Raw genomic sequence first — 11,238 nt, 5'->3', positions numbered from 1 at the left:
CTCAAAATTAGATAATTTATGGGATTGCGCTTTACTAATTTCAAATATATCAAAACTACCCTAGGGCAATTATGTTTTATCATTAACAACGTCTTACACCCCGCTTGATATGCGACAGCAGAATAAAAATAATACTGAGGAGAAAAGAAGAGAAAGTACTATGGCACGGCTGGAAAGAATCCATCCTCATAAAATGTTACTTTACCTGGCCATTTTTGGTAGTAGTTTGGTATTTCTCTTTATGATTACTGCATATACATTTAGCCGTCCGGAAGAAGATTTTATTAATTTCAACATGCCAAAATCTTTTGTGGTAAGTCTGGTTTTGCTGTTGCTATCGAGTTTCGCTATTTCAAAAGCTTTACCTGCATTTAAAAAAGATAAGATAAAAGATGTAAAAAGAGCAATAGAAATCGCTTTGTTCTTGGGGCTTGCATTTACGATCAGCCAGTACATAGGATGGTATGAATTGAATAAGTCAGGTATACATCTTACAGGTGAAGATTCAGGGGCATACCTCTATATCATCTCCGGCTTGCATATTTTGCACTTAGCAGGGGGCTTAGTATTTTTAACATTGGCTTATACCCGAATAAGTACCGTTTACCGTGACCCGGTAAAAACTTTGATTTTAGTGACCAATCCATACCAGCGTGTACGTCTGGAAATGTTGGTTACTTACTGGCATTTTATAGATGCGCTATGGGTAGCTTTATTTTTCTATTTTCTGTTTAGCTTCTAGTGTTGTGATATATTCTTAAAATATCATCACTGATAAAAGAAGTTTCGGCAAGTAATAAGGGTCCAATTTTAGGAGCAGCTATCCCCTTTTCAAAAGTTTTCGGAGAGGTAAAAACTCTGGCTTCGTCCCACAATTGATGTTCAATCAAAAAATGTAGCAGTTGAGCACCTCCTTCTATAATCACGGATTGAACATCTCTTTGCCATAAGTCTTGAAGCAGGCGCGAAAAAAATTCAAATTGATTATTAGAAGCAGGGATGTTTACCCAAGTGAGATTTTTCTGAGTTTGGTCAATCTGTGAATTATAGCATAAAGTAGGTTGAGAGCCATCAAATAAAGAAAGATTTTTATCAAGCCGGAGGTGTTTATCGATGGCGATTCTTACAGGGTTCCTACCAGACCACATCCTAACATTAAGTTTTGGATTATCATAATGAGCCGTATTGGTACCCACCAAAATAGCATCTTCCTCAGCACGCCATTTATGAACTAATCTGCGGGAATGCGTATTACTAATCCATTTGGAGTCGTAGTTTTTACGAGCTACAAAGCCATCCTTTGTTTCTGCCCATTTAAGAATAATATATGGACGTTTTTGTGAAGAAAAGCTAAGATACCTTCGGTTGAGAAAAGCCTCTACTTCGGGAATGAGATTATCTTTCCAGGTGATGCTCGCAGGAAGCTTTTGTTGAAAAGGCGCTGAAACTGGACCGGCACTGCAAATTTTGTTTACCCCAAAATTTGACAATGTTTGAAAAAACTTTGGCTCAATGTCGTACAATGAATTAACATATAAAGTGCCTGGGCCCCTTGACTCACCAATAAAATCAATGGATAAAAGAGGTTTCTGAGGTGCCCAACCCTCAGCCATTATTTCAGAGTGAGCGGAGACAAGCACCCAACCCAAGAGTGGATTGGGCGACACTTGGCCCAAACCAGATGAGGCAAGTTGCAGAGTACGATTTAAAAGGTCAATTTTGCAGGGCATTTCACTGCTAATGTATCAATTAATACTTATGAAAGAAAAGCTGCATAGCGCTAGAGCTTTATATCATTCCATAACCCAACAAATACACTATAATAAAGGAGAAATTTACTCTATAGAAGAAAGCAGGTATATGGCTCTAATGCTGATGGAACACTATCTTCACTATCTGAGAAACGATATCTTACTGGATAGGCAAATCCAGTTGGATAGCCATCAGGAAGATCGATTGGAAAAGGCAATAGCGCGTATTTGTGACCATGAACCTATTCAATATGTGATCGGCGAAACATATTTTTATGGCCGATCATTATATGTATCTCCTGCCGTGCTAATTCCAAGAAGAGAAACTGAAGAGCTTACGGATATTATTATAAAAGAGAACCCTCAACCGAGGTTGAAAGTGTTGGATATCGGAACAGGCAGTGGGTGCATTGCTATAACTCTAAGTCAGGAACTTAATTCTCCTGAGATACATGCACTTGATAGTAGTCAAGAAGCTCTGGCAGTGGCAAAAGCAAATGCTCAACAGCATCAGGCAGTTATACGATGGTACTTGGAAGATATATTGAAGCCAACTGCTAATCGTTTATCATCATTTGATATTATCGTTAGTAACCCTCCTTACGTAAGAAAAAGTGAGGCGTTAGAAATGAAAAAAAACGTTTTGGAATTTGAGCCGTATCAAGCTTTATTCGTATCTGATGATGATCCATTACTTTTTTACAGACAAATAGCCAATCTCTGTACCCGACAACCGCTGCTTAATAATAATGGATGCCTATATCTTGAAATTAATGAGATGTATGGAACAGAAGTTGCAGAACTGCTTGATAAATATGGGTTTACGGATATTAATCTCAGGAAAGACTTGCAGCAAAAAGACAGGTTTATTTCTGCAAAACTTACTTTTTAAAGATTAGTCCTTTAGTTTTGTAGTAATTTGATGAACACTACTTTTTTATAATGATATTTTTATATTATTTTTACTAAAAATTTAACTTAAGTAATATTGGACCATATTTATCCGATTTTTGATACTATTCTGCAGAAAAAAGATAAAGAAGAGCTTCTTCAACAGAAAGGAAAAGTGATATGGATGGTTGGGCTTTCCGGTTCAGGAAAAAGCACCCTAGCGAGAGCAGCAGAGAATACGCTACATCAGCAAAAAAAACTTACTATATTATTGGATGGGGATAATCTTCGTACTGGCGTAAATAACAATCTGGGATTTAGCGAGGAAGAGAGGCGTGAAAATATACGTAGAGCAGCGGAAGTATCTAAACTTTTTGCTCAGTGCGGAATCATAACAATTTGCTCATTGATCAGCCCTACCCATAGTATTCGCAGGATGGCGAAGGAAATCATTGGAGAGGAAAACTATTTTGAAGTATACATTGACTGTCCATTGGAGGTTTGTGAACAAAGGGATGTTAAGGGATTGTATGCAAAAGCAAGGAAAGGTATAATCAAAGACTTTACAGGAATCAGCTCTCCTTTTGAAGCACCAGCAAATCCTGATCTACGTTTGAAAACAGGAGAAAAGAGTATAGAAGAGTGTCACCAGCAATTGGTTGACAAAATATTAGAAGTTACTTCACTATCCGTTTAAAATAAAGAAATTAATATATCAGCTATGAAATCTTATCGTTTGACGCACTTAAAGCAGCTGGAAGCAGAAGCTATCTTCATAATGCGAGAAGTAGCCTCTCAGTTTGAAAAACCAGTGCTGCTTTTTTCGGGAGGTAAAGACTCAATATGCATGGTCAGATTGGCACAAAAGGCTTTTTGGCCGGCTAAACTACCTTTTCCGCTTATGCACATTGATACCGGACATAATTTTCCTGAAACCATAGAGTTTCGTGACAATCTGGTAGAAAAAGTAGGAGCAAAATTAATTGTAAAGACCGTACAGGAGTCGATTGATAAAGGGAGAGCGGTAGAAGAGAAAGGCCCTAATGCCAGCAGAAATGCTTTGCAGACAGTGACTTTGCTTGATGCTATTGAGGAGTTTCAGTTTGATGCTGCTTTTGGCGGAGCCCGCAGAGATGAAGAAAAAGCCCGGGCCAAAGAAAGATTCTTCTCTCACCGTGATGAATTCGGACAGTGGAATCCTAGAAACCAACGCCCTGAATTGTGGAATCTGTTTAATGGTAAGAAAAATGTAGGCGAGCACTTTCGCGTATTCCCTTTGAGTAACTGGACAGAAATGGATGTGTGGCAGTACATAGCCGCAGAAAAAATGGAGATTCCTGAAATCTACTTTTCTCATGATCGTGAAGTTATAGAACGCAATGGTGTATTACTGGCTAGGTCAGAGTTCCTCACTTTACAGAAAGAAGAAAAATACGAAACCAGACGCATCCGTTTCAGAACGGTTGGTGATATGACTTGTACGGGAGCAGTAGAATCAGAAGCGGCTGACTTGCAAGCCATTATTCAGGAAGTAGCCTCAGCCAAAGTTACAGAAAGAGGTGGCAGAACTGATGATAAGCGTTCGGAGGCAGCCATGGAAGACCGTAAAAAGTTAGGCTACTTCTAGACTGAACATTTCTCCCAAAGCAAAAAAATTAGCAATGAACCAAGAATTAACACAAGAAGTAAACGAACAATACCTCAACATGGATCTGTTGCGGTTTACCACCGCAGGTAGTGTGGATGATGGAAAAAGTACTCTGATCGGGAGGCTATTATTTGATAGCAAAGCTATTTTTGAAGATCAGATGGATGCTGTGCAGCGTGCCAGCCTGGGTGGTGGAGATGAAAATATCAATCTCGCTCTGCTGACAGACGGTTTGCGTGATGAAAGAGAACAAGGGATTACTATAGATGTAGCCTATCGTTATTTTGCTACACCCAAGCGTAAATTTATCATCGCCGATACTCCTGGCCATATTCAGTATACCAGAAATATGGTCACCGGTGCCTCTACCGCTAACCTGGCCATTGTACTGGTGGATGCGCGTCATGGTGTGGTAGAACAAACCTGTCGCCATGCTTTTATTGCTTCTCTTCTGCGTATCCAGCACCTTGTACTTTGTATCAATAAAATGGATCTGGTAGACTACAGCGAAAAAGCATTTGAAAAAATTAAAGATGACTTTGAGGACTTCAGCTCCAAATTAGATATTCCTGACATTCGCTACATTCCTATCAGTGCGCTAAAAGGCGACAATGTAGTGCATAAGTCAGAAAATATGCCTTGGTACGAGGGATCAAGTTTGCTATATGCTTTAGAAAATGTACAAATTGCCAGTGACTACAATTTTATAGACTCTCGCTTTCCTGTACAAAGAGTCATTCGTCCTCAGTCAGATCAATTCCATGACTATAGAGGCTATGCAGGTAGAGTAGCAGGTGGCGTATTTAAGCCGGGCGACGAAATTATTGTTCAGCCTTCAGGCCTTACTTCTAAAATCAAGTCAATTGAAACTCTGGATGGGCCTTTGGATGAAGTTTACCCACCTATGGCAGTTTCACTCACTTTGGAAGATGACATTGACATTACCAGAGGAGATACTATCTGTAAGCCAGACAACCAACCCACCGTGGGTCAGGATATTGATGTGATGCTTTGCTGGCTCAATGAGAAAAAACTCCAGCCAGGAGGAAAATACGCGATCAAACATACCACCAAGGATGCACGCTGCGTAATAAAAGAGGTAAAGTACAAGGTAAATATCAATACCCTACACCGCATTGAGGATGATAAGGAGATAGGTCTAAATGATATTGGAAGGGTACAAATCCGTACTACTTCTCCTTTAATTTATGATAGCTATAAGAAAAATAGGACCACCGGTAGTATGATTCTTATAGACGAATTTACCAACGAAACCGTAGGAGCCGGAATGATTATTTGATAATCTATTTACTATAGGCAATAAAAAGCCAATGCTGGACATTCAGCGTTGGCTTTCTTTTTTTGTTTACTTTGATAATTTATTTCACGGCCAACTTATTAGCGTTACCATTATTATCGAAATAAATCAAGGCAATAACCACTTGAAAACATATCAGTATTTAGTGTTCTGCGGAGATGTCACATGAAGTTAGGAGACAGATAAAGCAAAAGTGAGAAACTTGCAAATAGTTGGACTGTCTGTCTTGTTATCTCAAGATTATTTGTTGGAAAACAAATTGCAAGTTCACGAAAATATAGTGAATGAAGGTGTTATGCTATGATAATGCTGAAATTAACAATATCCCAATATAAAAAAAGCTTGTAGAGAGGGGCAAAAAAAGTACCGACTGGGCCGGTACTTTTCTATATCTGATTTAAAAAAACGGATGCTACTAAAGTTCGCGTATGCGAATGTTACGAAAAGAAACCTGATCACCGTGATCCTGCAAAGCGATATGTCCTTCTTTGGCTTTCCCGTATGCAGGAAACTGGGCAAACTTGCTATTCGCAACCGCTTCTTCCCATTCGGGTGTCCACAGTTCGTATTCTACTACTTTTTCACCATTGAGATAATGCTCTACTTTGCCTTCGTTTACTACCAGGCGGGTTGTATTCCACTCACCGGCAGGCTTCACTGTTTCTACCGTTGATTTTTGCAGATCATAATTGTCTCCTGAGCGGTGTGTTTCAATTTTTGCATCAGGGTGTCTTTCATTATCAAGAAGCTGATATTCAGGTCCTGAATGATAAGTAGCGCCAAGTGAATCAGCCTCTACTACATGAAACATTAATCCACTATTACCACCTTCAGAGATTTTCCATTCCATCTCCAGCTCAAAATTATCATACTGCTTTTTGGTGACAATGTCACCCCCACCTTCACCTACCAAAGTCAGCACACCATCCTGCATTTCCCACTGGGAAGAGATAGTATCAGCTTTGAAGTTTCTCCAGTTTTCAGGAGCAGTAATTTCTTCCCACTCAGAAGAAGCTTCGGCAGTAGTTTCTTCAGCGGGAGTACTATCTGTGGTTTCAGCTTCATTTTGAGAAGAAGGTCCACAAGAGACAATGGCAAATGCCATTACCATCAAGCCCAGAGGCCATCCGTTCATTTTCATAAGTTATTCGTCTTTGGTTTTACTTTAAGATAATCCTAAAATCTTTTTATTGGTTTCATCATCCGATTTGCCTCCGGCAAAATCATCAAATGCTTTTTCGGTTACATTGATAATGTGATCCTGAATAAAAGGAGCGCCTTCCAGAGCACCTTGTTCAGGGTGTTTCATGCAGCACTCCCATTCCAGCACGGCCCATCCATCATAATCGTATTGGGTCAATTTGCTGAATATCGTACTGAAATCTACCTGTCCATCACCCAAAGAGCGGAAGCGTCCAGGACGATCTACCCAGTCCTGATACCCACCATATACTCCGGATTTCCCGGTAGGGTTGAATTCTGCATCCTTTACGTGGAACATTTTAATTAACTCATGATAATCATCAATATTGGCGATATAGTCCAGTTGCTGTAACACATAGTGGCTGGGATCATACAGCATGTTCACGCGCTTATGATTGCCAGTGGCTTCACGGAAGCGTTCAAAAGTCACACCGTCATGCAAATCTTCACCGGGGTGAATTTCATAACAAACATCTACGCCATTTTCATCAAACTCATTCAAGATAGGTGTCCAGCGATCAGCCAGTTCTTTGAAGGCCATATCTACAATACCGGGTGTACGCTGTGGCCAGGGGTACATATAAGGCCATACCAGGGCACCAGAGAAAGTAGCATGAACTTTAAAACCAAAATTACGACTGGCTTTGGCCGCCATTTTCATTTGGTTGACCGCCCACTCCTGTCGGGCTTTAGGGTTGTTATGTACTTTTTCAGGGGCAAAAGAGTCAAACATTTTATCGTAAGCGGGGTGCACAGCTACCAACTGACCTTGCAAGTGTGTAGAAAGCTCGGTGATCTCAACGCCTGCTTCCTTAGCTTTGCCCTGTAATTCGTCACAATAATCTTTGCTTTCGGCAGCTTTTTCCAGGTCTATGCAACGAGGATCAAAAGTGGGTACTTGCACACCTTTGTAACCGGCATCGGCCATCCACTTACAAGCATTTTCAAAAGTATCAAAAGGAGCTTCATCGCTCATAAACTGTGCTAAAAATACGGCAGGACCTTTAATAGTTTTCATAGGATATTAGGTTGCGGTTTGGGTTCAACAAAAAAATTTATGGCCTAAATTAAGGTTTATTTTAGCTTATTCAAATCGTAGTACATACAAGTGTAAAGCAAGTAGTAGGGAAAACCTAAACCTTTTTTCCAACGACCTGTACATGCCGGGGAATGGAGCGTAGCCGAATGATTTTATAAGGTTCAAAGCCTGCTTTCTTCTGCCATCCCGACATTTCCTTCACCGACCAGGTACCTGACTGGCTGGTAGCAGCAAAGTATAAATCTAGTATCGCCAGATAATCTCCTTTGCGAGCTTTGTCATCCCTGATAAACTCCTGAATAATGTAATATCCACCGGGTTTGAGGGCTGTAAAAATTTTCTGAGCGAGCATAGTATTGGTATCAGCATCAAAATGATGAACCAGACTGGAGATAAAAACAACATCATATACCGCTTCTCCTAAATCTATGGTAAGTACATTTCCCGCCTGATGTTTTACTTTATGAGCCATATTTTCTTCAGAAAGAAGCGGCCCGGCATATTTGATAGCTTCCGGAAGGTCAAGAATTGTGGCTTTCAAATCAGGATATTTTTGGCAAAGAGCAACAGAATAATAGCCGTGTGCTCCTCCCACATCCAGCAGGTAATTGGCTCTCTTAGGTATAGGCGTACGCTTGGCTACTTCCCAGGCCGAAACTTTAGCCATGGATCGCATCCCTTTCTGGTAGATTTCCCATTCTTCTTCACTCAATATCTGGTGCATATCAGCAGGCTCACCAGAGCGCACATAATTTTCATAATGCTCCACCAACTTCCACTCTACAAACTGTAATATCATCTTATCATAGACAGATTTTTCACTCTCCTGCAACATCCATTTGCGGGATAATCTGGTAAGTTGATATTCCTGTTGAGGGGTAGTGCTTAGATAGCCAAGATGAACAAGGGAGTTGAGTATCTTAAGGGTAGCATTAGGGTGTGTCTGACAATTTCTGGAGATTACTTTTGCGGTAGCGGGTTGTTGTGCAAGTGCTTCAAAAATGCCTAATTTAGCACCCACCATAATGGTACGAGCCATCATAAAAGCTACATGAGTGTCACTGATGGGTGTAGGTGCTATGCCTAGCCATAGCGCAAGGCGTTCCAATAAGTTTTCGGGAGTAGAGGTGAGTTTCATGAAAAAAAAACTGATTATTTAGCATATAGTTATCAGATGAAGACCAGGATCAAAATTTGTTGCATCAGCAGTAGAGAAGAAGCTGAGTTGGCCATTCGCTCCGGAGTTGATGCTTTGGGGCTTGTAGGACATATGCCCAGTGGTCCGGGTGTAATTTCAGATGAACTTATTAAAGACGTGGCGGAAAGCGTGCCCCCTCCTATCGCTACCTTTTTGCTTACCAGCGAAACCCAGGTGAAGGCTATTGTTCGGCATCAGCAGAAAGTAAGAACGAACACCATTCAGATCGTAGATGCGCTTTCTCATGGCTCATATCAGGAAATCAGAAAGGCGCTACCAGGAGTAAAACTGGTACAGGTGATTCATGTGGTAGATGAATCTTCCTTAAACGAAGCAAAAAGTGTTTCGCGGGATGTGGATGCGATATTGTTAGATTCCGGTAATCCTAATTTGTCAGTGAAAGAATTAGGTGGAACCGGAAGAGTGCATAATTGGGAAATCAGCAGAAAGATCAGAGAAGCGATTGATAAACCATTATTTTTGGCAGGCGGACTAAAACCGGAAAATGTGCAGGAGGCCATCCGAAAAGTAACACCATTTGGCGTAGATATCTGTAGCGGTGTGCGCACTGATGGAAAGCTTGATGCTGAAAAACTGAAGCATTTTGTAAGCGCAGTTCATTCTGCTTAGAAAGCTATTTTCGGAGTAAAGATATCAGATAAAACATTTCAATAGCGATTTGCTGACAACGTTCTTCGTAGCGTCTGGTCTCTTCATCTGTTCCATCAGCTTCTTTGGGATCACGGTAAGGAATAGCAAAGCGGTATTCCGTGCCTAAAACTACAGGGCAGTTCTGATCAGCCTCATCACAGGTCATCAGTGCGATAAAATTCTTTTGGGGATTGGTGGGATGATCGTAAGTTTTGGAAAAGCAATGCATAGCTTCTGCTTTATCTGCAAAGCGTACTTCATACTCAGGATTTTTTCCTCCGGGATTTATTATCTTTAAACCTGTCTTTTCCAAAGTAGCTACAGCACGAGGATTAAAGGCAGTAGCTTCCGTACCTCCGGAAAAAGTTTTCAGATTTTCAATACCATAGTAATAAGCAGCTACTGCAGCCCAGATTTGCCCGAAATGACTACGTCGGCTGTTATGTGTGCAAATAAAAATAAGCTGACTCTCCTGGTGTGTGTAGCGTTGAGATTGTATAGCCTGAGCGATCTGCTGTAAAACTTCCTTACGCCTTTGGGGAATACTGTTAAAATTATTGACCAGTCTGCTGATGTATTGGGTAAGTTTAGAATACATAAAATTAATGGATAAAGGGCGACTGCTAAAGCCGCCCCAAATTAGTTAATATTAGCAGCAACCAGATCCGGGTTCGCAGCAAGCTTCCTCTTTTGCTTTACTCGCAGAAGTTTTTGATGTTTTTGTTCCGGGCTTCTCAGCATAAACGGTGATGCTGAAAATTCCTGTTTCACCATTTTTGAAAGCGTCTATTTCTTCAGCGGACAGGTATGAATTTAGAATATCATCAGGTAAGCTGATCACTTTTTCTTTTTGCAAAGTGATATTATCAAAGCCAGCTTCCTGTATGTAGCCCAGATATTCTTCTTTCTGAATAGCCCCGGCCACGCATCCGGCATACATTTCCGCGTCTTTTTGCAGTGCTTCGGGCAGCTTACCTACCAGTACGATATCTGAAATACTGAAATGACCGCCAGGCTTAAGTACTCTAAAAATTTCGCTGATCACCTTTTCTTTATTGGGCACTAGGTTAAGTACACAATTACTTACAATGACATCAGCCACATTATCCGAAACAGGCATTTCTTCAATGTCTCCTTCGCGAAACTCTACATTGTTAAAACCAAGCTTTTCTGCATTTGCTCGCGCTTTCTTAATCATTGAGTCGGTAAAATCTATACCAATAACTTTACCCGTAGTTCCGGTTTCGTGGCGGGCAACGAAGCAGTCATTTCCTGCGCCTGATCCTAAATCTATGACAGTATCGCCTTTTTGTATTTTGGCAAATTGGGTGGGTAAACCACAGCCCAAGCCCAAGTCTGCATCGGAGTTATAACCTTGTACAGTACTGTAATCATCTGTCATGATGTTGTAAACCTCCGTAGAGGAAGTACCGGATCCACAGCAGGAAGAAGCATTGAGGGCTTTATCCTGCTCAGCAATTTTGCTGTACTTATCTCTGACGATTTTTTTTAGTTCTTCTGATGTACTCATGATATATT

The 11,238-nt window shown here is 40.8% G+C and carries 12 protein-coding genes; 6 read left to right on the top strand and 6 right to left on the bottom strand.

Annotated features, from left to right (window positions below):
• The first annotated feature begins 109 nt into the window (after positions 1-109).
• Positions 110-742, top strand: coding sequence for a cytochrome c oxidase subunit 3 (locus WJR50_RS00350; protein WP_341291214.1), 633 nt, complete (start codon positions 110-112; stop codon positions 740-742).
• On the opposite strand, the gene WJR50_RS00345 is transcribed toward WJR50_RS00350, so the two are convergent.
• Entirely contained in the window at positions 732-1,730 is a 999-nt protein-coding gene (locus tag WJR50_RS00345) for a bifunctional diaminohydroxyphosphoribosylaminopyrimidine deaminase/5-amino-6-(5-phosphoribosylamino)uracil reductase (RefSeq protein WP_341291213.1), read from the bottom strand. The two genes, WJR50_RS00350 and WJR50_RS00345, sit on opposite strands and share 11 nt — an antisense overlap.
• A gap of 28 nt (positions 1,731-1,758) precedes the next feature.
• Between WJR50_RS00345 and prmC the strand changes: the two genes are divergently transcribed.
• From prmC to cysN, 4 genes are all read left to right on the top strand, one after another.
• Positions 1,759-2,643 carry a peptide chain release factor N(5)-glutamine methyltransferase gene (gene prmC / locus WJR50_RS00340; protein ID WP_341291212.1) on the top strand — a complete coding sequence of 295 codons (885 nt, stop codon included), beginning with the start codon at positions 1,759-1,761 and terminating at the stop codon, positions 2,641-2,643.
• A gap of 96 nt (positions 2,644-2,739) precedes the next feature.
• The gene (cysC, locus tag WJR50_RS00335; RefSeq protein ID WP_341291211.1) at positions 2,740-3,339 is read left to right on the top strand and encodes an adenylyl-sulfate kinase; all 600 of its coding nucleotides are present in this window, start codon (positions 2,740-2,742) and stop codon (positions 3,337-3,339) included.
• 24 nt (positions 3,340-3,363) lie between these two features.
• Entirely contained in the window at positions 3,364-4,269 is a 906-nt protein-coding gene (cysD, locus tag WJR50_RS00330) for a sulfate adenylyltransferase subunit CysD (RefSeq protein WP_341291210.1), read from the top strand.
• Positions 4,270-4,303: 34 nt separating this feature from the next.
• On the top strand, positions 4,304-5,590 hold the full coding sequence (gene cysN, locus WJR50_RS00325; RefSeq protein ID WP_341291209.1) for a sulfate adenylyltransferase subunit CysN: 1,287 nt from the start codon (positions 4,304-4,306) through the stop codon (positions 5,588-5,590).
• A 433-nt stretch (positions 5,591-6,023) separates the two neighbouring features.
• On the opposite strand, the gene WJR50_RS00320 is transcribed toward cysN, so the two are convergent.
• The 3 genes from WJR50_RS00320 to WJR50_RS00310 all read right to left on the bottom strand — a co-directional run bounded on the left by WJR50_RS00320 (position 6,024) and on the right by WJR50_RS00310 (position 8,988).
• Positions 6,024-6,749, bottom strand: a complete 726-nt coding sequence (locus WJR50_RS00320; protein WP_341291208.1) for a 3-keto-disaccharide hydrolase — start codon at positions 6,747-6,749, stop codon at positions 6,024-6,026.
• 24 nt (positions 6,750-6,773) lie between these two features.
• On the bottom strand, positions 6,774-7,829 hold the full coding sequence (locus WJR50_RS00315; RefSeq protein WP_341291207.1) for a sugar phosphate isomerase/epimerase family protein: 1,056 nt from the start codon (positions 7,827-7,829) through the stop codon (positions 6,774-6,776).
• A gap of 115 nt (positions 7,830-7,944) precedes the next feature.
• Positions 7,945-8,988, bottom strand: coding sequence for a methyltransferase (locus tag WJR50_RS00310; protein ID WP_341291206.1), 1,044 nt, complete (start codon positions 8,986-8,988; stop codon positions 7,945-7,947).
• 36 nt (positions 8,989-9,024) lie between these two features.
• Here WJR50_RS00310 and WJR50_RS00305 point away from each other — a divergent pair, with 36 nt between their 5' ends.
• Positions 9,025-9,678 (top strand): phosphoribosylanthranilate isomerase, encoded by a 654-nt coding sequence (locus WJR50_RS00305; RefSeq protein WP_341291205.1) that lies wholly within the window; start codon positions 9,025-9,027, stop codon positions 9,676-9,678.
• Positions 9,679-9,682: 4 nt separating this feature from the next.
• Here WJR50_RS00305 and WJR50_RS00300 read toward each other — a convergent pair whose 3' ends face one another.
• Together WJR50_RS00300 and WJR50_RS00295 are read right to left on the bottom strand one after the other, a co-directional pair.
• Positions 9,683-10,297 (bottom strand): low molecular weight phosphatase family protein, encoded by a 615-nt coding sequence (locus tag WJR50_RS00300; RefSeq protein WP_341291204.1) that lies wholly within the window; start codon positions 10,295-10,297, stop codon positions 9,683-9,685.
• A gap of 51 nt (positions 10,298-10,348) precedes the next feature.
• Positions 10,349-11,230 carry an arsenite methyltransferase gene (locus WJR50_RS00295; RefSeq protein WP_341291203.1) on the bottom strand — a complete coding sequence of 294 codons (882 nt, stop codon included), beginning with the start codon at positions 11,228-11,230 and terminating at the stop codon, positions 10,349-10,351.
• Positions 11,231-11,238: the final 8 nt, after the last annotated feature.

The organism is Catalinimonas locisalis (assembly GCF_038039535.1).
Taxonomy (GTDB): Bacteria; Bacteroidota; Bacteroidia; order Cytophagales; family Cyclobacteriaceae; genus Catalinimonas.
This window is presented reverse-complemented; position numbering and strand designations above follow the sequence as displayed.

Coding starts and splice junctions, on each gene's coding strand:
- prmC (WP_341291212.1), top strand. CDS start 1,759: ATGAAAGAAAAGCTGCATAGCGCTAGAGCTTTATATCATTCCATAACC.
- WJR50_RS00315 (WP_341291207.1), bottom strand. CDS start 7,829: ATGAAAACTATTAAAGGTCCTGCCGTATTTTTAGCACAGTTTATGAGC.
- WJR50_RS00300 (WP_341291204.1), bottom strand. CDS start 10,297: ATGTATTCTAAACTTACCCAATACATCAGCAGACTGGTCAATAATTTT.
- WJR50_RS00305 (WP_341291205.1), top strand. CDS start 9,025: ATGAAGACCAGGATCAAAATTTGTTGCATCAGCAGTAGAGAAGAAGCT.
- WJR50_RS00320 (WP_341291208.1), bottom strand. CDS start 6,749: ATGAAAATGAACGGATGGCCTCTGGGCTTGATGGTAATGGCATTTGCC.
- cysN (WP_341291209.1), top strand. CDS start 4,304: ATGAACCAAGAATTAACACAAGAAGTAAACGAACAATACCTCAACATG.
- WJR50_RS00310 (WP_341291206.1), bottom strand. CDS start 8,988: ATGAAACTCACCTCTACTCCCGAAAACTTATTGGAACGCCTTGCGCTA.
- WJR50_RS00350 (WP_341291214.1), top strand. CDS start 110: ATGCGACAGCAGAATAAAAATAATACTGAGGAGAAAAGAAGAGAAAGT.
- WJR50_RS00345 (WP_341291213.1), bottom strand. CDS start 1,730: ATGCCCTGCAAAATTGACCTTTTAAATCGTACTCTGCAACTTGCCTCA.
- cysD (WP_341291210.1), top strand. CDS start 3,364: ATGAAATCTTATCGTTTGACGCACTTAAAGCAGCTGGAAGCAGAAGCT.
- WJR50_RS00295 (WP_341291203.1), bottom strand. CDS start 11,230: ATGAGTACATCAGAAGAACTAAAAAAAATCGTCAGAGATAAGTACAGC.